This window comes from Alishewanella sp. HL-SH06, from assembly GCF_052656265.1.
Genome location: NZ_CP199752.1, coordinates 1,914,547 through 1,936,454, shown reverse-complemented (window position 1 = coordinate 1,936,454; position 21,908 = coordinate 1,914,547). Strand labels below are relative to the sequence as shown.

Sequence of the window (21,908 nt, the reverse complement as noted above, 5' to 3'; positions counted from 1 at the left end):
TTGGGGAATAGCATGTCAAGCGCAAGTGCACAATTGGGTTTTGCCCATCTTACCGATCTACCCTGTTATCGCTTACAGTTTCAGCAAGCCAGTTTAGTGGTGTCACTTTATGGTGGGCATTTACTGTCTTATCAACCGCAACCTGGGCAAGAAACGCTGTGGTTATCGCCACTTGCAAGCTGGCGTCAACAACAACCGCTACGCGGGGGGGTACCGATTTGCTGGCCTTGGTTTGGTCCAATTGAAGCCAAATTAAACCCAGAGCAACAAGCCGTACCCAATCATGGGTTAGTGCGCAATAGAATGTGGACCTATATCGACAGCCAAGCGCACAGCGACTTTAATAGCCTAACCTTAAGCATCAGTATCGATGATATGCCTGGACATCGGGCTAAAACACTCAGCTTAACGCTTTGCTTGCGACTTTATGCCGATAAGCTGAGTATCACACTCGAATGTGACGAACCCATGTTACAACAAGCTGCTTTACACAGCTATTTCCAAGTGCCCTCCCTGAACGCTTGCACTGTGCAGGGTTTGGGTCAGCGTTTTATGGATAAGGTTAGGCAACAACATTTTATTGAAGCGGAACCCGTCGTGTTTAATCAAGAAATTGATCGGGTGTATCTTGAGCCAGCAGCGCAATTAAGCATGCAAAGCGGTCACTATCAGCTCCTTATTGACCAACAAGGGCATGACAGCACCGTGCTGTGGAACCCGGCAGCAGAACGTAGCAAAGCGATGGCGGATTTGCCTGATCACGGTTATCAAGAATTTGTCTGCGTGGAAACGGCACAACTGCAAATCGACAAACCCAGCCCACTGCACTTATCACAGACCCTGCAAAGGGGAAAGGGGTTAACGCCAACTTGATGTGAACTGTAGCTGATGCAGTTCACGCTCACCATCTTGATAATCTAAAATCAATTGCAATTGCCATTGCATCTGAGGATCGCTACAAGCGCCCAAAAAAAACTCTGCTTGCCAAACCGTAAATTCTGCAGACTGTTCTAATGCCTGTTGACGCCACTGCAATGGAATACGCCCCATATACATCGAAATGCCTTGGATCTCGGCGTTAATAGCCCGTAAAGGCTTATTGCTATGTAAACGGAGCTGTAAAGGGGTTTCTACAGGGGCATGCTCCGGGGAGAGTGTGAGTTGCAGCATCGGTGTTTGCAGCAAGAGTTGCTCACTGCTATCCTTAGCGTTCGGTTGACATGCTGTTAACGCCAATAAAAATACTAAACAGATTACAGAGTTAATTGCAGTACGCATCAACAATTCATCGTCACTAGGTTGGGCTAAAACGCCATTCTAACCGTAATTGGATAAAAAAAACCAGCACCACTCCAAAGCGGTCAAAAATCAAACAGCGACTTTGTTCTACATCATAAAAACGGTTGTTTCAGCTATCTTTTAACCGTTAAAACTCGTATCATCCGAGTTAATTATAGTAGGTACGATTAGGCAGGAAGACTATTTTGCCGATAGTGCTTACCTATCACAAGAAGGGCCACCACAAGGTGGTATAATTAGTAACCAGCAAAACTGCAGCGGAACTCAACATGAGCCAGACCAAACCGTTAAATGTTGAATACAACTATAGCGTTGTCCGCCTCTTTGCCATCACTACCGTATTATGGGGTATTGTTGGCATGGTGGTGGGTGTATTACTTGCAGCCCAGTTATACTGGCCAGCGCTTAATTTCGACACCCCATGGCTGACCTACAGCCGTCTTCGTCCCTTACATACCAATGCGGTTATCTTCGCATTCGGAACCAGTGCTTTGTTCGCCACTTGTTATTACGTTGTGCAACGCACCTGTCAGGTACGTTTATTTGCCGAAAAGCTAGCGATGTTCACATTTTGGGGTTGGCAGGCTGTTATTGTTGCTGCAGCGATCACCTTACCCATGGGTTTAAGCCAGACCAAGGAATATGCTGAACTAGAATGGCCAATCGATATTTTAATTACCGTCGTTTGGGTATCGTTCGCTATTGTGTTCTTTGGTACTTTAGCCAAACGTAAAACGAGCCACATTTACGTAGCAAACTGGTTCTACGGTGGTTTTATTATCACAGTTGCAGCACTGCACATCGTTAACAGTATGGTTATTCCGCTGAATTTTGGTAAGTCTTACTCCATTTATGCCGGTGCAGTCGATGCCATGGTGCAATGGTGGTATGGACATAACGCAGTAGGTTTCTTATTAACCGCGGGTTTCTTAGGCATGATGTATTATTTCGTGCCTAAACAATCTGGCCGCCCTGTTTATTCTTACCGTTTGTCTATCGTGCACTTTTGGGCTCTAATTGCTTTGTACATTTGGGCCGGCCCGCACCACTTACACTACACTGCTCTGCCAGATTGGACTCAATCTTTAGGTATGGTGATGTCTGTTATCTTATTCGTACCAAGCTGGGGCGGTATGATCAACGGTATTATGACCCTGTCAGGCGCATGGCATAAACTGAAAACCGACCCTATCTTACGCTTCTTAATCGTGTCATTATCGTTTTATGGTATGTCGACTTTTGAAGGCCCCATGATGGCTATTAAATCAGTAAATGCATTATCGCATTACACTGATTGGACTATCGGTCACGTACATTCTGGTGCTTTAGGTTGGGTAGCGATGATCTCTATCGGCGCAATGTACCACTTGATTCCAGCAGTATTTAATAAAGCTGGCATGTATAGCGTGAAACTGATTAATACTCACTTCTGGTTACACACTATCGGTGTCGTACTTTACATCGTTGCCATGTGGATAAGCGGCATTATGCAAGGCATGATGTGGCGTGCAGTCAACACTGACGGCACCTTAACTTATAGCTTTGTACAAAGTTTAGAAGCTTCTATGCCGTTTTATCTGATGCGTTTTATTGGCGGTTTATTTGTGGTGACAGGTATGCTCATCATGGCTTACAACGTCTACAAAACAGTAAGTAAAAAACATCCAGCTGCTGTCCCAGCAGTTGCGGCGGCGTAAGGAGACTGGCCATGCAAAAGAATCATCATGAAAAAGTCGAGAAAAGCGTTGGCTTGTTAGGGGTGTTAACCATCGTGGCGATCAGCTTCGGCACCCTGGTACAAATTACGCCTTTGATGTTTATGGAAGAAACCACTCAGCCCATTGATGGCCTAAAACCTTACACTGCATTGCAGATGGAAGGGCGCGATATTTTTATTCGTGAAGGTTGCACCAACTGTCACAGCCAAATGGTGCGTCCTTTCCGAGCGGAAGTAGAACGTTATGGTCATTATTCCGTTGCCGGTGAAAGCGTTTGGGAGCACCCGTTTTTATGGGGTTCCAAGCGTACAGGTCCAGATTTAGCTCGTGTTGGTCAACGGTATAGCGACGATTGGCATTATGCTCACTTAATGGACCCTCGCTCAGTGGTGCCACAGTCTAATATGCCCGGTTACCCGTGGTTAGATGCTAACCTGCTCGATGGCAAATATACTGCGAAAAAACTAGAAATTTTCCGTAAGTTCGGTGTGCCATATACCGATGAAGATATCGCGGGTGCCGCTGAAGCAGTGCAAGGCAAAACTGAAATGGAAGCCCTGATTGCGTACCTGCAATCATTGGGCACAGCCTTAAAGTAATCGCCATGGAATTTGCAACAGTTCATAGCATTCTGACAGTGATTCTATTCGTCGGCTTTGTTGCCTTCGTTATTTGGGCTTACAGCAAAAAGCGTAAGTCTGATTTTGACGAAGCGGCTAACTTAGTTTTTGATGACGAATCAGAATCCAAAAAACAACATTCTAAACGGGAGTCGGAGCATGAGTAGCTTCTGGAGTCTTTGGATTTGGGTACTAACCATCCCAGTATTGGTGCTGTGTTTAGTCCTGATCATGTGGAACCTTAAAAATTATGTCGGTGTGCCTGAAGATCAGACCACTGATCACGAAGTAGACGGTCTAAAGGAATTTAACAATCCACTACCTAAATGGTGGACATACATGTTTTTAGCCACCTTGGTCTGGTCAGTCTATTATTTAGCGGCTTATCCGGGCTTAGGCAACTGGAAAGGCTTTCTGGGTTGGACGAGTTCAAACCAAGGCATCAAGTCTTTGGAAGAATCACGTCAAGCGGTGTTACAGGCACAAGAAGAAGGCCGCCATGTTCAGTTAGACTCCGAAGTGGCAAAAGCTGACGAAGTGTATGGCCCTGTGTTCCAGCAATTCGCTCAACGCGATGTTTTAGATTTGGCTTACGATCCAGAAGCCTTGAAAATCGGCCAACGCTTGTTCTTACAAAACTGCGCGGTTTGTCATGGTTCAGATGCACGTGGCCAACGAGGTTTCCCCAACTTAACTGACAACGATTGGTTGTATGGCGGTACAGCGGATAAGATCAAAGAAACCTTATTACATGGCCGTAAAGCTGCCATGCCCGGCTGGGAAGCCGCACTTGGCGACCAAGGCATCAAAGAAATGACAGCTTACGTACTGCAATTATCGGGGCGTGCTGTTAACGAAAAAGATGCTGAAGCGGGCAAAGCGAAATTTGGTATGTGCGCAGCCTGTCATGGTGTTGATGGCCGTGGTAGCGTTGCCCATAACTTACCTTTCGGTGCACCAAACCTAACGGATAACATTTGGTTGTATGGTGGCTCTTCTGCTGTTATCGAAGAGACACTACGTTTGGGTCGTTATGGTGTGATGCCAGCCTTTAAAACGACTTTAGGCGAAGACAAAGTGCATATCTTAACAGCTTATATCTATCGATTGTCTAATCCGGAAGACTTGCGATAAACCGCACAGCAATCCGAAGCACACTAGGCCCCGTAAAGGGGCTTAGTTTTATGAACGAGGTGAGTTATGCAAGAAGATACTAAACCCTGGTATAAATACTCTTGGACTTGGGTATTAATCGCCATACCCGTGGTTACCGCACTAAAAGCCGTACACACCGTTGTGGTCATGCAGCAGCACAAGCCTGAAATCGTCATTGACGACTATTATCAAGCCGGTAAAAGTATCAATATGCAACTGGCGAAATATCGCGAAGCCGCCCTGCGCAATATGGATGCACGTATTTTAGTCGCCGGTAACCGGGCGGTCATTCGATTTACTGAAAACCAAGTATTGGGTGAAACTATTCATCTTGATTTTTACCACCCTACCCTAGGCGCACATGATTTTGCGGTTGATGCCGAACGCAGTGGCGAGCTACTGTATGTGGCAACATTACCGATCACGCCAAACGGCCGCTGGCGTTTAACCGTATCAGACAAATCCGAAGAATGGCGACTGCGCGCCAACTTAACACTGCCGGCAGAACAAGAAATTAAACTGGGTTATTAAGAAGGATAATGGCTGTGGCAGCAGTGAGGTGTTTTCATTGCCATGAAACGGTACACACTGGCGATCGTTTTACTTTAAACGTTGACGGGCAAGAACATTATTTTTGCTGTGCTGGCTGCCAAGCCGTCGCTGATACTATCTTTAGTAATGGTCTTGCCGATTATTATCGTTTTCGAACGGCTGCAGCCACTAAGATCGATGCTCTACCTTTGGATCTCAGCGCCGAATTAAGCCAATTTGATAACGAGGCGGTGTTAGCCGATATTAGTCAGCAGCATAATGAGCTAACCGATATTGAATTGTCCATCAGTGGTATGAGCTGTGCAGCTTGTGCTTGGCTAATCGAAAAACAACTTCGCAAACTGCCTCAGCTCCACAGTGTGAGCATTAACGCTTCAACCCAGCGAGCGTTGCTGCGATTTGATAGTAAACAGCTGTCACTCAGCGCTATTTTACAACGTATCAACGATATTGGTTATCAAGCCAGCCCCTTTGTGGCCGATCAAGAAGAGCACAAATTCAAACTCGAGCTTAACCGTTATCTCAAGCGTCTTGCGGTATCCGGCATTTTAACTATGCAAGTGATGATGCTGGCTTTTGCGCTGTATTTTGGCGAATACACTGGCATTGAAACAGCCCATGAAGGCTATCTGCGTTGGATCAGTTTGCTTTTAACGATCCCTGTGGTGCTGTATGCCGCTAAACCTTTTGTAGTCAGTGCTTGGCGCAGTATTAAGGCACGACAAATGAATATGGACGTGCCGGTTACACTGGCCCTGTATTACACCTTTTTTGCATCTGCGTATGCCACCGCGATGCAAACCGGCGAAGTGTATTTTGAATCCGTTTGCATGTTTACCTTCTTGCTGCAATTAGGCAAATTCTTTGAATTCCGCGCCCGTGCGCAAGCCCGCGAAGCGACCAGTAATTTATTAAAAATCATGCCGGTTACGGCCACCCTTCACACCGAGCAAGGGCCACAGCCCACATCGGCTCGGCGCTTACAAACGGGCGATATCATCTTAGTTAAAGCCGGTGAAACCCTGCCCGCCGATGGCATAGTAAAAGACGGGCAAAGCTCAGTTGATGAGTCGATGTTAACCGGTGAATATCGCGCGATCAGTAAAACAATTGGCGATACAGTATTGGCCGGTAGCGTTAATCACGATGGTTTATTACAGGTTCAAGTAAGCCGAGTTTTAGCCCATTCGCGCTTGGGTCAAATCATTCAATTACAACAACTGACGCTGAGCCAAAAACCGAAACTAGTCGAAAAAACCGACCAATTAGCCAAGTATTTTGTCGAGCGTTTATTGGTGATCGCCCTGCTCACTTTCTTACTTTGGTATTTCTGGTGGGATCCTAGCCGCGCATTTTGGGTCACCCTATCTGTGTTAGTTGCCACCTGCCCTTGCGCCCTTAGCTTAGCGACCCCCACGGCGATAACCTGTGCCTTGGCCAGATTAAATCGACAAGGCGTGCTGATTAAAAATGCTCAAGTGCTTGAGGTTTTACCCAACATTAGCCATATCGTGGTAGATAAAACCGGCACCTTAACTGAAGGTAAATTTAGCTTACAACAGGTGCACAGGGTCAACCCTACCCTAGCTGAAACCGATTTACTTAACTTAGTGGCCAATTTAGAACAATATTCTGAGCATCCGATTGCCCGGGCCTTTGCACCGTATTTAACGCAGCCCCTAACATTAAACGACGTACAGGTAGCCATTGGCGCCGGTATTCGTGCTCGTTGGCAAGGCCAGCAACTCAAAGTGGGCAGCGCACAATTTTGTGGCGTACCAGCAGAGCCAGAATGGCAGGTGTATTTTACTCTCGATAACCAACTGCAAGCCAAGTTGCAACTCGTCGATAAATTACGCGAAGAAGCGACGGCGTTAATTCAGCAACTTCAGCAGCAAGGCTATAAACTGGGGATGTTAACCGGTGATCACTCGGTACAAGCAGAACAATTAACCGCAGCATTAAAACTCGACTTTATGCACAAAGGCTGCAGCCCTGAAGATAAAGTCACCGAGATCCAACAATTAATCGCAACAGGTGCCAAAGTGCTGATGCTGGGTGACGGTATTAACGATAGTCCGAGCTTTAACGCTGCGCATATTTCAGTTGCGGTGCAATCTGGCACCGATTTATCGAAAAACCAAGCAGATGTGGTATTTTTAAAAGCCGATTTACGCTTATTACAAAACCTTCTTCAAGGTGGCAAACAAACCGCCCGGGTGATCAAACAGAACCTTGGCTGGTCAGTGGGCTACAATCTGGTTATTATCCCCCTAGCCGTTGCGGGTTTTGTTTCCCCTTACATTGCCGTGATTGGCATGTCGTTTAGCTCGCTGTTAGTGGTATCCAATTCATTGAGGTTACTGAAAAAATGAGCATTATCTATGTACTGATCCCGATTGCCATCCTGTTTGTGGCTATTGGCATCGGTATCTTCTTTTGGGCGGTGCGCTCAAAGCAATTTGAAGATTTAGAAAAAGAAGGCTTAAGTATCTTGTTCGACGAAGATAAGCCCAAAGCGACACCACCGAACAAGCCTGATGAACATTGATTATGTCGCGGCGCTGCTGATTGGCTTTTTAGGTAGCAGCCATTGTTTAGTCATGTGCGGTGGTATTGTTGCCGCCTTACAATTTGCCATGCCTGCCCAAAGTGCTTGGCAAAAGTTTCGCTTACAAGTGTTGTTAAGCCTTGGCCGCTTGATTACTTATGCCTGCTTTGGTGGTTTGGTCGGTTATTTTGGTGCGACCGCCATGGGCATTACCGGAGCCACTTTTATTGGGTTGCGTTTATTGGCCGGCTTATTATTACTGGCAATGGCGCTGTATATTGCCCGGCTTTGGTTTGGTTTAACGCGCTTAGAGCGCGCAGGGCAAGGTTTGTGGCGCTTTATCCAACCTTATACGAAGCGCTTATTACCGCTTGATAGCAGTGTTAAAGCCCTAAGCTATGGCATGTTATGGGGCTTTTTGCCTTGTGGTTTGGTTTATTCAACCCTTAGTTGGAGTTTAGCCAGCGGCAGTGCCAGTAGCGGTGCACTGATCATGTTACTTTTTGGCGTCGGCACCTTACCTGCGTTACTGGTATTTGGCTCCGCGGCTAATAGCCTAGTCAAACTAAAAAACCAACTATGGTTTCGTTACAGTGCGGCATTACTGTTAGCGGTTTATGGTTTTTACACGATATGGCTTGCTTTGCATAGACTAGTTTTTTAAGCTGTTACCCTATTAAGGGTAAAAGGGTGTGTGTGATGCAACGTTCAGCTATAAATTGTCAGGATTGCGGTTTTAGTCAGCTGTGTTTACCGTTTTCGCTCAGTGAGCAAGAAATAAGCAAACTTGATGATATTATTCAGCGAAAGCGCCCTTTGCACAAAGGCGATATGTTGTTTGAAAGCGGTAACGAGCTTAAATCGCTATATGCCATCCGCACGGGCTCTTTTAAAACCTTCACGCTCACCTCACAAGGTGAGCAGCAAATCACCGGCTTTCATTTACCTGGCGATGTCATTGGTTTTGACGCCATCAATACTGAAAAACATGCCAGCTATGCTGAAGCCTTAGAAACCGGTATGATTTGTGAAATCCCCTATCAAAACCTTGAAAATCTGTTAAGTCAATTACCTAAACTGCGCCAGCAAATGATGCGTTTAATGAGCCAAGATATTCAATCTGATCAGCAAATGATGTTGCTGTTAAATCGTAAAACCGCAGAGCAAAAATTGGCAACTTTTTTAAATCATTTGGCTTCTCGTTATGGCAATCGTGGTTTTTCTGAAAAAGCTTTCCGGCTCAGTATGACCCGCAGCGACATTGGTAATTATTTGGGCTTGACCGTAGAAACCATCAGCCGCTTGCTGAGTAAAATGCACAAAGATGAAATCATTCAAGTTGATGGCAAGCTTATCACCATTTTGGATGCCCCCAGCTTAACCGCGCTTTCAGGCCAATGTTAACTCCCCTTAACTTGATATAGCACAAACATAAATCCCTATTAATCGCTTATCTTGGTCTACACTTAGATAAGCTTATTGACTTAAGAGGGAAGCTTTAATGTCTATTTATAATAATGTGTTAGTGGTTTTAGATCCGAGCGCTGATGAGCAAAAAGCGCTCGATAGAGCCATCGAACTTGCCCGCAAGCAAGGCTGTCAACTGACCGCTTTTCTTAGTGTTTATGAATTCTCTTACGAGATGACCACCATGTTATCGGGTGACGAACGCGAATCGATGAAACAGTCGGTGATTAAAGATCGCGAACTTTGGGTCAAAACCTTATTAGAACAACCCAGCGCCTTGGGTTTAAACATCAAATTGCACGTGGTTTGGCACAATCGCCCCTTTGAAGCCGTGGTGAAAACCGTCTTAGATAATGATTATGATCTGGTGATCAAAGGGACGCATGATCATGATGTTTTAAAATCGATGATTTTTACGCCGACCGATTGGCATATTTTGCGTAAATGTCCTTGCCCAGTATTGTTAGTTAAAGATCATGCCTGGCCTGCTAAAGGCAATATCATTGCTGCCGTTAATGCGGGTAGTGAGCAAGAACATCACCTGTCATTAAATCAACGGGTGATCCACAAAGCACAACAAATGTCGCAATTACTCGATGCTAAGGTGCATTTAGTCAATGCCTATCCCGGCACCCCGGTGAATATCGCGATTGAGATCCCCGAGTTTAATCCACAAGAATACAATGACACCCTACGCCGCCATCATAAAGATGCGATATTAAGTCTGGCCGAAAAACATCAAATCAGCAAAGATCAATGTCATGTGTTAGAAGGTATGCCCGAAGACGTGATCCCGAAACTGGCCAAAAAGCTGGATGCCGAAATGGTCATTATCGGCACTATTGGGCGTACGGGCTTATCCGCGGCGATCATTGGTAATACCGCTGAACATGTCATCGACCGCCTAGATTGCGATGTATTAGCCATGAAACCCGCTGACTTTATTTGTCCGCTTGAAAAAAGCTAATTATCAGACTTTGGTAAAGGCGCGAGGTTGGGTATAATGAGCGCCTTTTTTCTGGCGGGTAGTTACTGATGTCGCACGCAGCACAAGCAAAAGCTCAATACAATCTGAACAAATTACACAAAAGATTGCGCCGGGGTGTGGGTCAAGCCATTGCTGATTTCGGCATGATTGAAGAAGGTGATAAGATCATGGTCTGCCTTTCTGGTGGCAAAGACTCTTTCACCATGCTCGATATCCTGATGAATTTACAGCAATCCGCGCCGGTAAATTTTAGCCTTATTGCCGTTAACCTCGATCAAAAACAACCTGGCTTCCCTGCTGAGGTATTACCTCAGTATTTAAACCAGCTGGGTATTGAATATCTGATTGTTACTGAAGATACCTACTCGATAGTCAAAGATAAAATTCCAGAGGGTAAAACCACCTGTTCGCTGTGTTCACGTTTGCGCCGAGGCATTTTATATCGCACTGCAAAAGAGCTGGGCGCCACTAAAATTGCGTTAGGCCATCATCGTGATGATATGCTTGAAACCCTGTTTTTAAACATGTTTTATGGTGGCAAGATGAAGTCGATGCCGCCTAAGCTGGTCAGTGACAACGGTGAGCATATCGTGATCCGGCCTTTGGCTTATTGCAAAGAAAAAGACATTGAAAAATACGCTGCCGCTCGTGAGTTTCCGATCATCCCTTGTAACCTTTGTGGCTCACAAGACGGCCTGCAGCGCCAAGTGGTCAAAGAAATGCTGCAAGATTGGGATAAACGCTTTCCTGGGCGCATCGAGACCATGTTTCAAGCCATGCAAAACATCGTGCCATCACATTTAGCAGATAAATCGCTGTTTAATTTCGCAGGGCTGACGAAGGGTGACGCTTTAGCGACTGAGGGTGATTTAGCATTTGATAAAGCGACCATCCCCAGCATTCCGGTTGGCTTAGAAATAGATAGCGAGGATGAGCAGCCGCTGCTACAAGCGGTCGAGTTAAACTAACCCCTTGATTATCGCTGCGCTTTAACTTGGCATCATGCTGTTGGAGCGCAGCCTTTCAATTCGGCATTGCAGCGCAGGAAATAGCAATCAGCTTAATCTTCTAAAAAACGTCGATTGTAACGGATCATGGCGGTTATCTCTTCGATGTACTCTTCACCACGTTCAGAATAAGCATGCAACCCATGCGCCAATGCTTCTCCACGTAAGGGGCGATCCTCTTCACGCAACTTCCAGCGGATTTGGCGTAACGACTCATAGGTATGAAAAGTATTCAGATTATAAAAATAACTGCTAATCGCTGCGGCGGCATCTTCAAATCGGGCCACTTCGTGAAACTGATCTTCAGCACGATTTAATGGCACGAGGCCACAGCCCTCCCGAAAGCACCATTGCCCAAAAAAGTTATAGCCTTCCACGGCAAAACGACTGGTTCCCCAAGCCGACTCATTGGCTGCCTGCATTAAGACTAAACTCTCCGGAATAATATCCACGCGCAACAGTAATTCTTGCAGCGATGCCATATCCGTTTCAGTAATATCTAAGCGGAACTCATCATACAAACTATAAAGAAAGGCATATTCGTCGATATGTAAGCGAATATTCTTACGCTTTTTATCTTCAATTTCTAATAATTGCTCGCGCAATAACAGCAAGCGTTGATTTTCGCGACGCACGTGAGGGCGCAAATAATCAAAAAAAGCTTTTTTCTTTTTACGGACATCCGTAATGGCATTAAAGTCGGGTAACGGCCGAGCGGGAATTTCAGAGCGGGGATAAGCCAACCGCTGTAGCAGTTTTTTCTGATCAGCCTGCGATAATGCAGACAGCCGAGTTGGGATCTGCCATTGCTCGAAAGACTCGAGCGAATCGCTTTCTTTTAATGGTTCGAGTTGGCTAAAAGGGCTTAACGTGGCAATCAGCACCCCTAACCAAAACAATACCAGCAATAATTTTCGGAAAAACAGCATTAACCACCTTTGTCATGAAACAACAATTCAACACTATTAGAACGTATTATTATTATTTAACCTGCCATTCTACCGCCTTAGTCTGCTAGATTCGACCAAAAGTTGCCACGCTGGTTTTTTTTACGCATTTTATGCTGAAATCATTGCAAATTTAGTCTGTCTGATAAAAACTGGCTCAGTAAGATTTAGCTGTCTGGATGGATATAACGGGGTAAATGGCGAAGATATGAAACCAATTGAACGTTCAACTAAGTTAGATGGGGTATGTTATGACATCCGTGGGCCAGTTGCTAGAGAAGCCAAGCGCATGGAAGAAGAAGGTCATCGGATCCTAAAACTCAATATTGGTAACCCTGCCCCATTTGGTTTTGAAGCACCCGATGAAATTCTCAAGCACGTTATTCATAATTTGCCAACGGCACAGGGCTATTCTGATTCACAAGGTATCTATCCGGCGCGAGTGGCTGTCGCGCAATATTATCAACAACGGGGTATTCGTGGTGCCGATGCCGATGATGTTTATATCGGTAATGGCGTCTCTGAATTGATATTGATGGCCTTACAAGGTTTATTGAATACCGCCGATGAAGTGTTAGTGCCGATGCCCGATTATCCGCTATGGACTGCCGCAGTTAATTTAGCGGGGGGCAAAGCGGTACATTATTTATGTGATGAACAGCAAGACTGGTATCCTTCGCTTGAGGATATTAAAGCGAAGATCAGCAAAAAAACCCGTGCTATCGTGTTAATCAACCCGAATAACCCAACCGGTGCGGTGTACAGCCCTGAATTCTTACGTGAACTGCTTGAAATCGCCCGGCAACATAAGCTGGTGGTGATGAGTGATGAGATCTACGACAAAGTCTTATACGACGGTACAGAGCATGTCAGCACGGCAGCATTAGCAGATGATTTAGTAATGCTGACCTTTGGTGGCTTATCTAAAAATTACCGCATAGCCGGTTTTCGCATCGGTTGGTTGTTTATCTCTGGTGCAAAAAAGCTCGCCAAAAACTATATCGAGGGTTTAAATATCCTGGCCTCAATGCGTTTATGTGCCAATGTGCCTTGCCAGCATGCCGTGCAAACCGCACTGGGTGGCTATCAAAGCATTAATGAGCTTACCGTTCCTGGTGGCCGTTTATACGATCAAATGGATTTGGCGCACAAGTTGGTCAATGAGATTGATGGAGTAAGCTGCATGCGCCCAAAAGGCGCCATGTATCTCTTCCCCAAAATTGATTTAAAGAAATATCATATTAAAGATGACGAACTGTTTGTGTTAGATTTTTTACGGCAACACAAAGTGCTGTTAGTGCATGGTCGCGCCTTTAACTGGCCAGAGCCGGATCACTTTAGGATCGTTACACTGCCGCATAAAGATCAATTACGACAGGCAATTAGTAAGCTTGCACAATTTTTACCCAGCTATAGCCAAGAATAAAACATGACGCTTTAAGAACTTCATCGGTAAAAATGCCGTGTTTGACACATCACTGTTGTCAGCACGGCGTCAAGCAGGTATGCTCGGCCAGGTTGTAGCCATCTGGATAGCAAAATGTCTGCTGAATACTCTTTCCAATCTCTGTTTGAAGCTTTTACGACGCAACTTGCTGCAGTCGTATTTTACGCCTTTTCCTTTAATGGCGTGGATATTCCCTTGGTCATGATTTGGCTGATCAGCGGTGCCATCATTTTTACCCTATACCTCGGATTTATTAATATCCGTGGCTTTCGCTATGCGATTGGCCGCTTATTCGCTAAACCAGAAATTGATAGCGCCGGTGAAATCTCCCCTTATAAAGCCCTAACCACCGCCCTCTCTGGTACGGTGGGTACAGGTAATATTGCAGGTGTGGCGATTGCTATCAGCCTTGGCGGCCCGGGCGCGACGTTTTGGATGATCATGGCCGGTTTATTGGGTATGTCGACCAAGTTTGTGGAATGTACCTTGGCTGTGAAGTATCGTCAGCAAAACGCCGACGGCAGTATCTCGGGTGGCCCAATGTTCTACATTAAAGCCGCGCTAGATAAATATCATTTACCCCGCTTGGGCTCCGCTTTGGCCATCTTTTTTTCTATTGCTGTTATCTTTGGCTCGGCCGGCTTTGTGCATGTAAACCAAGGCTTTGTGCAAGTAGAAAGTGTAACGGGCTTTGATCAACCTTGGCTGTTTGGGGTGATTTACGCGGCGCTAATTGGCGCAGTGATTATTGGCGGTATCAAAAGTATTGCCAATGTCACCAGTAAACTGGTGCCTTTTATGTGTGCCATTTACTTGCTGGCTGCCTTTGTGGTGATTGCACAGCATTTACCTGCCGTGCCTAGCGCCTTGCTGTTAATCGTACATAGTGCCTTTGCGCCCGATGCGGCCTATGGTGGTTTTATTGGCGTGTTGATCCAAGGTTTTCGGCGCGCCGCTTACTCGAATGAAGCGGGCATCGGCTCGTCGCCTATCGCGCATGCGGCAGCCCGAACCAAAGATCCTATCTCGCAAGGCTTTGTCGGCTTGCTCGAGCCTTTTATTGATACAGTGGTGATTTGTACCATTACGGCTTTGGTGATTATTTTAACTGGGGCTTATCAATTACAAGGGCTGGATGGCGTACAAATTACCTCGGGTGCCTTTGCTACGGTATTTGATTGGTTTCCGATAGTCTTGATGGTGGCGTTGTTGCTGTTTGGTTTTTCAACCGTGCTTAGCTGGTCTTATTATGGCTTAACCGGCTGGCGTTACATTATGGGTACCGGCCCCAAAATGACCACCCTGTATAAGATTTTATTTTGTGGCATGGTATCGATGGGCGCCGTACCCAGCATTATGGCAGTGTTTGATTTTATCGATTCAATGATTTTCTTAATGGCGATCCCGAATATTCTGGCCCTGTATTTACTGTTGCCAGAGGTAAAAGCCGATTTAAATCGTTATTGGCAAAACCGCGTTAAGCACTAGATGGTGTTGAGGTAGGCTGAGCCTTGTAGCGCAACTGAGATTTGTACTGCAAATTAAGATTAAGAGCAACACCTTGCCTTTGGCGCTTCACGCGCGCAGACAAGGTGTTGCCTTAGCCGTATTAGCTAGGAAGGCTGAACTGAGGGTTAAGCCGCTTGCTCGGTTTTACTGCTTTTCTTTACGGCCGTTAACTCTGCTGTGTTTAGCTGCGACTTCTCGCTGACTTTAGGCTCTTTCTCTGCCGTTTTTGCTGGCGCTTTTTTGGCACCTAAGGCAATTAATACCGCGTCTTTTTGCTGCGCTAAATATAACGCCAAGGTTTCAGTTTGTTGTTCGTCAGCGATTAAAGCGCTGTCTTGAAGTAATAGTTGCAAAGCATCTGCCGTATCGAGCATTTTGTCATAGGCATCCGCCTCAGCTTTTGAGGTAAACGTCATTTTTTCTACTCCATTTCGCTCTACAACATATTTGGTGATTACCGCCATCGTTTTACCCTCTGCTAGAAAACTGTTTATTTATACAGTATAAATAAGACCCTGTCCAGCGCTCGCATCTCACTGTTATTTACATTACTATAAGTAATTGAACTATAGCGATTTCAGTGGAGGATTTATGGGTTCAGTCTGGTCAGAACGTCGGTCGGCGGCACCCGGTAGTCGCCCCTTAGACCATCGTACGCCATGGCAACGAGATCGGGCTCGTGTGTTACATTCAGCCGCCTTTCGTCGCTTGCAGTCTAAAACGCAAATTCTTGGTATTGGTCAAAATGACTTTTACCGCACACGGTTAACCCATTCTTTAGAAACCGCACAAATTGGCACCGGTTTACTCAATCAATTACGCCTAAACGCGGATGATACCGTACGCGCCTTCTTACCCGAAGACAACCTAATGGAAGCGCTGTGTTTAGCGCATGACTTAGGTCACCCCCCTTTTGGGCATGGTGGCGAAACGGCACTTAATTACAAAATGCTGGCCTACGGTGGCTTTGAAGGTAACGGCCAAACCTTACGTATTGTCAGTAAATTAGAACCTTATACCGAACATCACGGTATGGATTTAACACGCCGCACCTTACTGGGATTATTAAAATATCCGGTGCTACAACCGATGCTGACAGCACCAACCCAGCTCGATAACCCGTTAAGTTTAGCGCCGTGGAAACCCGCAAAGGCGGTATTTGCGGCTGACAGTGCTATTTTAGATTGGATCTTAGCGCCACTAAGCGCAACCGATCGCCAAGCATTTCAACAAACTCAAGTACTGGATGACTCACCGTGGCAAAAATCACGCTATAAATCCTTAGATGCGTCGATTATGGAACTGGCCGATGACATCGCTTACGGTGTGCATGATCTTGAAGATGCTATCGTGCTAGGTAATATTAGCTTTAGCCAATGGCAACAGTTTACTGCTGAGCCCTTTGCTGCACTGAGCCACGAGCAACAACAAGCATTGCAGGCCGTTGGCGTTAAGTTGTTTGCTAAGGCGCATCACTTGCGCAAAGATGCGATTGGCTCCTTGGTAAATCAGTTAATTACTTCGGTATCTTTATATGAAAGCCTACCACGCTGCGAAGAGCCGCTAATTCGTTTTAATGCCTGCCTAGCTGAAGCCGAGCAACACATCTTACAAACGCTGAAACAACTGGTCTATCGGTGTGTGATCCAACAACCGACCATTCAACAATCACGCTTTCGTAGTCAAAATATGTTACTGAAATTATTCGATGCTTTTGCCTCTGATCCCCAACGTTTGTTGCCGCTTAATACGCAGCAACGTTGGCTAGTTGCCGCAGATAAAACTGCCAAGCAGCGAGTAATTTGCGATTATATTTCAGGCATGACCGATGATTATGCCGAGCGAATGTATAGCAGCTTATTTGGTAGTTAAACTGAGGGTGTAAAAGTGCAAAAACCACTTCGGGTTCTCGCAGGCCAACGCGCCTTTACACAGATCCAACAACAGGGCTTACACGCTGATGATATCAGCGTGATGATTGGCGCCAGCGGTGGCCCTAAATGGTTTTGCCTGTATGGGCTTGATCAGTATCTACTTACACAATTTTTTAAAAACCGCAGCAAGCCATTGCACCTGCTGGGCAGTTCTGCCGGTGCTTGGCGCTTTACTTGTTATGCCCAGCAAGATGGTGCAGCTGCATCAAGCCGCTTTGCTAAAGCCTACTCCGAAATTCGTTTTCCCCCGCAGGCCGACATTAAACTGATCACGCAGATCTCACAAAATATTATTAAGCAGATCCTGCCGGATAACGACAGTATTCAACAGGTATTGCAGCACCCGGTTATGAAGTTAAATTTAATAGTTGACCGCGCTAAAGGCTTAAACCGCAGCAACCGCCCTTGGCTGAAAGGCACGGGGTTGATGCTCGCTGCAGGGGCGAATTTATTAAATCGACGATTGTTAAGGCATTTTTTTCAGCGTATTCATTTTCATGTCGCCGGAGAAGCGGCGCCTTTTTTCCACAGTGCTGATTTACCAACCGAACACGTATTACTGAATGAACACAATTTATCCGCCGCGGTGATCGCCAGTGGCGCTATTCCCATGGTATTAGAGCCCGTTTTGAATATTCAAGGTGCGGGCCAAGGACACTACTTTGATGGTGGTATCACCGATTATCATTTCAATCAGCAATTTAGCAGCGAAGGCTTGGTGCTCTATCCGCATTTCTACCCCGACTTAACGCCAGGCTGGTTTGATAAAGGTTTAAAATGGCGCAGAGCCAATCGTGCTTATCTTGATAATGTGGTGATTCTCTGTCCTAGTCCGGCTTGGATCAGCAGCTTACCTCACGGCAAAATTCCTGATCGTAAAGACTTTAAACTCAACGAGGCACAGCGCATCCATGCCTGGCAAACGGTGCTAAGTCGTTCACATGAACTCGCCGACGCCTTTGCCAGTGGCCACTATCAGTTAGAGCGGCTGTAACGTTCTTTTTAATTGACTTTTTGTTAGCCGAGGTTGTATTTTTGTCACCTTATCAGCAACAAAAAGGATGTTTCACAAATGGAGCGGCACAATGTTATCAACTAAATGGATAGTTTTAGGCGGCTGCTTGCTGCTTGGTAACCTGTTATCGGGTTGTACCGCGTTAGGGATGCTCGGTGATAGTCAGCTACGAAGCGATAACAGGCGCGTGGTGCAAGATCAACAAACAGGGCAAAGCAAAACCGTTGAGCCGCCTTTACTGTTAACTGAGCTGGGCATTGCGCTAGATAGTGCAGTGATTGAAGGCGTGAAAAAGCTCGGCAAAGACGAGCAGCCAAAAGAAATTTGCAAGCACAACGGTCACTTCAACGAATGCCGACCGCTCGGCAAGCAACGCTCAGATATTATCGACTGAGCCACGATAAGGTTCTAGCCCTTCGCACAAGGCCTGCATAGCATCGAGCATACGTGGGCCTGCTCGATACACCCAATCCGCATTTAAACTAACAAAAGCCTGATTTTTTACCGCAGGCAGGTTGGGATAGCGCTGCCAAAACGCCGCTGTTGCTGCCTGCTGTGGTTGAATAATTACCGTGGGTTGGCGGACTAATAACTGCTCTAACAACGGCTGCGGATAATCGCCTTTAGCATCAGCGAAAATGTTATCACTGGCACACTCACGTAATAGTTGCGCAGGCCAAGCCGAATTGGCGACCGTCGTTAACGGGGCTACCCCCATGGCATAAAACACCCTTGGCCGCGGTTTATGCGCATAGACTTTACGCAACGTGGTTAAGCGTTGCTGAAACGCTGCCGCTTGTTGCTGACCTAACTGTGCATGCCCGAGTAAAGCACCGAGCTGCTTTAACTCCAGTGCAATATCATCAAGCGTGACTGGATCAGAATAAGCCACCTGAATACCAAATTGCTGCAAGCGTTCAAGATCCTGCGCCGGATTACCACTGCGCCAGGCCAGCACTAGATCCGGTTTTAACGCTAAAATAGCCTCAATATTTAAGGCCGCAAAACTGTTCACCCGCGGCAATGCTAAGGCAGCTTCAGGATAATCACTGTAATCACTCACGGCAATTAATTGCTCGCCCGCCCCCACCGCATACACTAATTCCGTAATATGCGGCGCCAGACTGATCACCCGCTGCGGCGCGGCAGCAAGCGGCAAAGCGAGTAGTGTTAAAATAACCCCACTAAGCCAAAGCCGCGACATACGGTGTAATAATCGCATTTACCAATCCAAACCTTGTTGTGCTTTCACACCAGCGTCAAACGCATGTTTTACTGCTTGGATCTCGCTAACGGTATCGGCTAATTCCAAGATACGTCGATGGCAAGCGCGACCGGTTATCACCACATGTTGTTTAGCTGGGCGCTGCATCAGCGCTTTTTCAATGCGTTCTAGTGGTAAATAATGATAACTGAGCATGTAGGTAAGCTCGTCTAGTAACACCAAATCGAGCGTATCGTCGGCTAAAAAGCGCTCGGCATCTTGCCACACCCGCTCGGCCGCTTCGATATCTGCCGCTTTGTCTTGCGTATCCCAGGTAAAGCCCGTTGCCATCACTGAGAACTCAACACCATGTTGTTGCAGTAAATTACGTTCACCACAAGCCCAACTGCCTTTAATAAATTGCACCACTGCCGCATTTAGGCCATGGCCGACCGCACGAGCCACGGTGCCAAAACCGGCAGTTGATTTACCTTTGCCGTTGCCGGTTATGACTAACAACAAACCTTTTTCAATATTGGCTCGTGTTACGGCGGCATCAACGTACTCTTTTAAGCGTTGTTGCCGTGCCTGATGGCGTTGTTGTTTTAATTCATCTGCACTCATGCTATCCACCTTGTTGTAACTGTCGCCGTAAAATAATCAGAAAGAATACACTGCCAAGCACCGAGGTGATCACCCCTAATGGAATTTCTTGCATCGCTAACAGGCTACGCGCGGCATTATCTACCCACATCATAAAGATGGCCCCAAATAGCGCCGAGCCCAGTAATAATGGCACTGCCGTTACCCCCATAAAATAACGCACCATATGCGGCACCATTAAGCCCACAAAGGCGATACCACCACACTGCGCCACAATACAGGCAGTGACTAACGCGGTAAGCAGTAATAACACCAGCCGCAGACGCTGTGTATTCACGCCCAAGCTGCGGGCACTGTCGTCTGATAATAACAAGGCATCCAATTGCCGCCTGACCGCCAATGCCACCACCAGTAATAGCAGCACGGCGGGCGCAATTAATGCCACACTGTGCCAATCGGTTCGACTTAAGCTTCCCATCATCCAAAAAATAACCCGATTAGCGGCAAAAGGCTCAGCAAAATACAGAATAAAGCTGCTTATCGCGCTGAGCATAAATGACACCGCCACCCCAGCGAGTAAGGTCACTTCCATTTTTTGAAGCCTATTACCCATACAGGCAATAAACACCAACAGCACCGCAAGCAAAGCCCCTAAAAAGGCCGCCAACGCCATGCTGATCAGTTGATCGGGTAGCACAATACTGGCAATGGTCGCCCCTAACCCAGCACCAGCCATTAAACCAAATAAATAAGGATCAGCCAGTGGATTACGACTGACGTTTTGTAAAACGGCACCGGCCACAGCCAAGCCTGCCCCCACTAACATGGCGACCAATAAACGAGGTAAACGAATTTGCCAGATAATCGTCTGGGTCAGCGGCTCGCTCACTGCTTGGCCAGTTAAAGCGAGCAGCAATTCACGCCAACTGATCGCGACACTGCCAATGTGCAAACTCAATAGTAAACTCAGTACCAATAAACCGCTTAACAGCCATAGCAAGGCTCGCTGACGGGGTTTTAACTGTTTTAGCATGGGCTTGGCACTCCGACTTTCGCGTGCGCGAGCTCAGGTATAAAGGTCACTTGCAACCAGCCATAATCGGCTTGCGATGATACCACGCAAGGCAAACCAAAAACCTGCTGTAATAATGCTGGGCGCAAAACGTCGTGTGGCGTACCATAGGCCCGCACCTTACCGTTTCCCAATAACAATAGCTTGTGGCAATAACGCGCGGCTAAATTCAGATCGTGCAAACAACAAATAATGGTTTTATTCAGCCCCTGTAGCAGTTGCAATACCTGATGTTGGTATTTCACATCTAAATGATTGGTCGGCTCATCCAATAATAAAATAGTCGCTTGCTGCACCAAAGCGCGTGCAATATAAAGTCGCTGTAATTCGCCCCCCGATAAAGTATCGGCGCGTAGTTGCGCTTTATCAGCCAAACCCACTTGCTGCAATGCTAACCTTACCTGCTGCAGGTCTTGGGCACTGGTGCCCTCATACCAGCGCTTATGTGGTAACAAGCCCATCGCCGCAACTTGCTCACAAAACAGTCCCTGCGGTGCACTGCTGATTTGTGCCACGGTGGCAACTTGCCGTGCTAAAGCCTGTGCACTCTGCTGCTGCAACGGCTGGCCAGAAAGTAAAATTCGGCCACTATTCGGCGCATAACGGCCATTTAGTAGTTGTAATAAACTACTTTTACCCGCGCCATTTGGGCCGATAATACCGACGACTTCATTAGGGGAAATCGTCAACGTAATCTGGTCGAGCGCCAGCACAGAGCCTGAGCTACGCGAATTGGGATACGCTAAACAAAGCTGGTCTAGAGTATAAATGGCGGCTGTCAAAACGATATCCTGTAATTGCTCGCAGGCAGCATCCTACA

The 21,908-nt window shown here is 46.6% G+C and carries 24 protein-coding genes; 17 read left to right on the top strand and 7 right to left on the bottom strand.

The window, feature by feature from the left end:
• Window positions 1–12 precede the first annotated feature (12 nt).
• A complete protein-coding gene (locus ACUJFK_RS08960) occupies window positions 13–873 on the top strand; it encodes a D-hexose-6-phosphate mutarotase (protein ID WP_445426735.1) in 861 nt (286 codons plus the stop codon).
• On the opposite strand, the gene ACUJFK_RS08955 is transcribed toward ACUJFK_RS08960, so the two are convergent.
• Complete coding sequence (locus ACUJFK_RS08955; RefSeq protein WP_445426734.1) at window positions 859–1,278, bottom strand: hypothetical protein; 420 nt, start codon at window positions 1,276–1,278, stop codon at window positions 859–861. The genes ACUJFK_RS08960 and ACUJFK_RS08955 overlap by 15 nt on opposite strands.
• 290 nt (window positions 1,279–1,568) lie before the next feature.
• Here ACUJFK_RS08955 and ccoN point away from each other — a divergent pair, with 290 nt between their 5' ends.
• The 11 genes from ccoN (at window position 1,569) to ttcA (ending at window position 11,318) form a co-directional block, all read left to right on the top strand.
• Entirely contained in the window at window positions 1,569–2,996 is a 1,428-nt protein-coding gene (ccoN, locus tag ACUJFK_RS08950) for a cytochrome-c oxidase, cbb3-type subunit I (RefSeq protein WP_445426733.1), read from the top strand.
• 11 nt (window positions 2,997–3,007) lie between these two features.
• Window positions 3,008–3,616: a cytochrome-c oxidase, cbb3-type subunit II gene (gene ccoO, locus ACUJFK_RS08945; RefSeq protein ID WP_226750979.1), complete on the top strand. Its 609-nt coding sequence runs from the start codon at window positions 3,008–3,010 to the stop codon at window positions 3,614–3,616.
• Window positions 3,617–3,621: 5 nt separating this feature from the next.
• Window positions 3,622–3,804 (top strand): cbb3-type cytochrome oxidase subunit 3, encoded by a 183-nt coding sequence (locus ACUJFK_RS08940; RefSeq protein WP_445426732.1) that lies wholly within the window; start codon window positions 3,622–3,624, stop codon window positions 3,802–3,804.
• Window positions 3,797–4,771, top strand: coding sequence for a cytochrome-c oxidase, cbb3-type subunit III (gene ccoP, locus ACUJFK_RS08935; protein WP_445426731.1), 975 nt, complete (start codon window positions 3,797–3,799; stop codon window positions 4,769–4,771). Before ACUJFK_RS08940 ends, ccoP begins: the two co-directional genes overlap by 8 nt.
• A gap of 66 nt (window positions 4,772–4,837) precedes the next feature.
• Window positions 4,838–5,323: a FixH family protein gene (locus tag ACUJFK_RS08930; protein WP_445426730.1), complete on the top strand. Its 486-nt coding sequence runs from the start codon at window positions 4,838–4,840 to the stop codon at window positions 5,321–5,323.
• Window positions 5,324–5,331: 8 nt separating this feature from the next.
• A complete protein-coding gene (locus ACUJFK_RS08925; protein ID WP_445426729.1) occupies window positions 5,332–7,719 on the top strand; it encodes a heavy metal translocating P-type ATPase in 2,388 nt (795 codons plus the stop codon).
• The gene (gene ccoS, locus ACUJFK_RS08920; RefSeq protein ID WP_226750974.1) at window positions 7,716–7,895 is read left to right on the top strand and encodes a cbb3-type cytochrome oxidase assembly protein CcoS; all 180 of its coding nucleotides are present in this window, start codon (window positions 7,716–7,718) and stop codon (window positions 7,893–7,895) included. Before ACUJFK_RS08925 ends, ccoS begins: the two co-directional genes overlap by 4 nt.
• Window positions 7,885–8,559: a sulfite exporter TauE/SafE family protein gene (locus tag ACUJFK_RS08915; RefSeq protein ID WP_445426728.1), complete on the top strand. Its 675-nt coding sequence runs from the start codon at window positions 7,885–7,887 to the stop codon at window positions 8,557–8,559. Before ccoS ends, ACUJFK_RS08915 begins: the two co-directional genes overlap by 11 nt.
• Window positions 8,560–8,594: 35 nt before the next feature.
• Window positions 8,595–9,299, top strand: a complete 705-nt coding sequence (fnr, locus tag ACUJFK_RS08910; protein ID WP_445426727.1) for a fumarate/nitrate reduction transcriptional regulator Fnr — start codon at window positions 8,595–8,597, stop codon at window positions 9,297–9,299.
• A gap of 97 nt (window positions 9,300–9,396) precedes the next feature.
• Window positions 9,397–10,329 (top strand): universal stress protein UspE, encoded by a 933-nt coding sequence (gene uspE, locus ACUJFK_RS08905; RefSeq protein ID WP_445426726.1) that lies wholly within the window; start codon window positions 9,397–9,399, stop codon window positions 10,327–10,329.
• A 68-nt stretch (window positions 10,330–10,397) separates the two neighbouring features.
• Window positions 10,398–11,318, top strand: a complete 921-nt coding sequence (ttcA, locus tag ACUJFK_RS08900; RefSeq protein WP_445426725.1) for a tRNA 2-thiocytidine(32) synthetase TtcA — start codon at window positions 10,398–10,400, stop codon at window positions 11,316–11,318.
• A gap of 92 nt (window positions 11,319–11,410) precedes the next feature.
• Here ttcA and ACUJFK_RS08895 read toward each other — a convergent pair whose 3' ends face one another.
• Window positions 11,411–12,286: a glucosaminidase domain-containing protein gene (locus ACUJFK_RS08895; protein ID WP_445426724.1), complete on the bottom strand. Its 876-nt coding sequence runs from the start codon at window positions 12,284–12,286 to the stop codon at window positions 11,411–11,413.
• 226 nt (window positions 12,287–12,512) lie between these two features.
• Between ACUJFK_RS08895 and ACUJFK_RS08890 the strand changes: the two genes are divergently transcribed.
• Window positions 12,513–13,730, top strand: a complete 1,218-nt coding sequence (locus ACUJFK_RS08890) for a pyridoxal phosphate-dependent aminotransferase (protein WP_226750968.1) — start codon at window positions 12,513–12,515, stop codon at window positions 13,728–13,730.
• 114 nt (window positions 13,731–13,844) lie between these two features.
• On the top strand, window positions 13,845–15,239 hold the full coding sequence (locus tag ACUJFK_RS08885; RefSeq protein ID WP_445426723.1) for an alanine/glycine:cation symporter family protein: 1,395 nt from the start codon (window positions 13,845–13,847) through the stop codon (window positions 15,237–15,239).
• A 146-nt stretch (window positions 15,240–15,385) separates the two neighbouring features.
• Here ACUJFK_RS08885 and ACUJFK_RS08880 read toward each other — a convergent pair whose 3' ends face one another.
• Entirely contained in the window at window positions 15,386–15,724 is a 339-nt protein-coding gene (locus ACUJFK_RS08880; RefSeq protein WP_226750966.1) for a YebG family protein, read from the bottom strand.
• Between the two features lie 127 nt (window positions 15,725–15,851).
• Here ACUJFK_RS08880 and ACUJFK_RS08875 point away from each other — a divergent pair, with 127 nt between their 5' ends.
• From ACUJFK_RS08875 to ACUJFK_RS08865, 3 genes are all read left to right on the top strand, one after another.
• A complete protein-coding gene (locus ACUJFK_RS08875) occupies window positions 15,852–17,132 on the top strand; it encodes an anti-phage deoxyguanosine triphosphatase (protein ID WP_306176618.1) in 1,281 nt (426 codons plus the stop codon).
• A gap of 15 nt (window positions 17,133–17,147) precedes the next feature.
• The gene (locus ACUJFK_RS08870) at window positions 17,148–18,188 is read left to right on the top strand and encodes a patatin-like phospholipase family protein (RefSeq protein ID WP_445426722.1); all 1,041 of its coding nucleotides are present in this window, start codon (window positions 17,148–17,150) and stop codon (window positions 18,186–18,188) included.
• 91 nt (window positions 18,189–18,279) lie between these two features.
• Complete coding sequence (locus ACUJFK_RS08865; protein ID WP_226750963.1) at window positions 18,280–18,603, top strand: hypothetical protein; 324 nt, start codon at window positions 18,280–18,282, stop codon at window positions 18,601–18,603.
• On the opposite strand, the gene ACUJFK_RS08860 is transcribed toward ACUJFK_RS08865, so the two are convergent.
• From ACUJFK_RS08860 to ACUJFK_RS08845, 4 genes are read right to left on the bottom strand one after another with little or no spacing between them, the layout of a single operon-like run.
• Window positions 18,586–19,431 (bottom strand): cobalamin-binding protein, encoded by an 846-nt coding sequence (locus ACUJFK_RS08860; RefSeq protein WP_445426721.1) that lies wholly within the window; start codon window positions 19,429–19,431, stop codon window positions 18,586–18,588. The two genes, ACUJFK_RS08865 and ACUJFK_RS08860, sit on opposite strands and share 18 nt — an antisense overlap.
• A complete protein-coding gene (gene cobO / locus ACUJFK_RS08855) occupies window positions 19,432–20,037 on the bottom strand; it encodes a cob(I)yrinic acid a,c-diamide adenosyltransferase (RefSeq protein WP_226750961.1) in 606 nt (201 codons plus the stop codon).
• A 1-nt stretch (window position 20,038) separates the two neighbouring features.
• Window positions 20,039–21,049 carry a FecCD family ABC transporter permease gene (locus ACUJFK_RS08850; RefSeq protein ID WP_445426720.1) on the bottom strand — a complete coding sequence of 337 codons (1,011 nt, stop codon included), beginning with the start codon at window positions 21,047–21,049 and terminating at the stop codon, window positions 20,039–20,041.
• Window positions 21,043–21,870 carry an ABC transporter ATP-binding protein gene (locus ACUJFK_RS08845; protein WP_445426719.1) on the bottom strand — a complete coding sequence of 276 codons (828 nt, stop codon included), beginning with the start codon at window positions 21,868–21,870 and terminating at the stop codon, window positions 21,043–21,045. Before ACUJFK_RS08845 ends, ACUJFK_RS08850 begins: the two co-directional genes overlap by 7 nt.
• Window positions 21,871–21,908 lie beyond the last annotated feature (38 nt).

Coding starts and splice junctions, on each gene's coding strand:
- ACUJFK_RS08955 (WP_445426734.1), bottom strand. CDS start 1,278: ATGCGTACTGCAATTAACTCTGTAATCTGTTTAGTATTTTTATTGGCG.
- ccoO (WP_226750979.1), top strand. CDS start 3,008: ATGCAAAAGAATCATCATGAAAAAGTCGAGAAAAGCGTTGGCTTGTTA.
- ttcA (WP_445426725.1), top strand. CDS start 10,398: ATGTCGCACGCAGCACAAGCAAAAGCTCAATACAATCTGAACAAATTA.
- ACUJFK_RS08890 (WP_226750968.1), top strand. CDS start 12,513: ATGAAACCAATTGAACGTTCAACTAAGTTAGATGGGGTATGTTATGAC.
- ccoN (WP_445426733.1), top strand. CDS start 1,569: ATGAGCCAGACCAAACCGTTAAATGTTGAATACAACTATAGCGTTGTC.
- ACUJFK_RS08895 (WP_445426724.1), bottom strand. CDS start 12,286: ATGCTGTTTTTCCGAAAATTATTGCTGGTATTGTTTTGGTTAGGGGTG.
- ACUJFK_RS08865 (WP_226750963.1), top strand. CDS start 18,280: ATGTTATCAACTAAATGGATAGTTTTAGGCGGCTGCTTGCTGCTTGGT.
- uspE (WP_445426726.1), top strand. CDS start 9,397: ATGTCTATTTATAATAATGTGTTAGTGGTTTTAGATCCGAGCGCTGAT.
- fnr (WP_445426727.1), top strand. CDS start 8,595: ATGCAACGTTCAGCTATAAATTGTCAGGATTGCGGTTTTAGTCAGCTG.
- ACUJFK_RS08860 (WP_445426721.1), bottom strand. CDS start 19,431: ATGCGATTATTACACCGTATGTCGCGGCTTTGGCTTAGTGGGGTTATT.
- ccoP (WP_445426731.1), top strand. CDS start 3,797: ATGAGTAGCTTCTGGAGTCTTTGGATTTGGGTACTAACCATCCCAGTA.
- ACUJFK_RS08925 (WP_445426729.1), top strand. CDS start 5,332: ATGGCTGTGGCAGCAGTGAGGTGTTTTCATTGCCATGAAACGGTACAC.
- ACUJFK_RS08875 (WP_306176618.1), top strand. CDS start 15,852: ATGGGTTCAGTCTGGTCAGAACGTCGGTCGGCGGCACCCGGTAGTCGC.
- ACUJFK_RS08960 (WP_445426735.1), top strand. CDS start 13: ATGTCAAGCGCAAGTGCACAATTGGGTTTTGCCCATCTTACCGATCTA.
- cobO (WP_226750961.1), bottom strand. CDS start 20,037: ATGAGTGCAGATGAATTAAAACAACAACGCCATCAGGCACGGCAACAA.
- ACUJFK_RS08850 (WP_445426720.1), bottom strand. CDS start 21,049: ATGCTAAAACAGTTAAAACCCCGTCAGCGAGCCTTGCTATGGCTGTTA.
- ACUJFK_RS08930 (WP_445426730.1), top strand. CDS start 4,838: ATGCAAGAAGATACTAAACCCTGGTATAAATACTCTTGGACTTGGGTA.
- ccoS (WP_226750974.1), top strand. CDS start 7,716: ATGAGCATTATCTATGTACTGATCCCGATTGCCATCCTGTTTGTGGCT.
- ACUJFK_RS08880 (WP_226750966.1), bottom strand. CDS start 15,724: ATGGCGGTAATCACCAAATATGTTGTAGAGCGAAATGGAGTAGAAAAA.
- ACUJFK_RS08915 (WP_445426728.1), top strand. CDS start 7,885: ATGAACATTGATTATGTCGCGGCGCTGCTGATTGGCTTTTTAGGTAGC.
- ACUJFK_RS08940 (WP_445426732.1), top strand. CDS start 3,622: ATGGAATTTGCAACAGTTCATAGCATTCTGACAGTGATTCTATTCGTC.
- ACUJFK_RS08885 (WP_445426723.1), top strand. CDS start 13,845: ATGTCTGCTGAATACTCTTTCCAATCTCTGTTTGAAGCTTTTACGACG.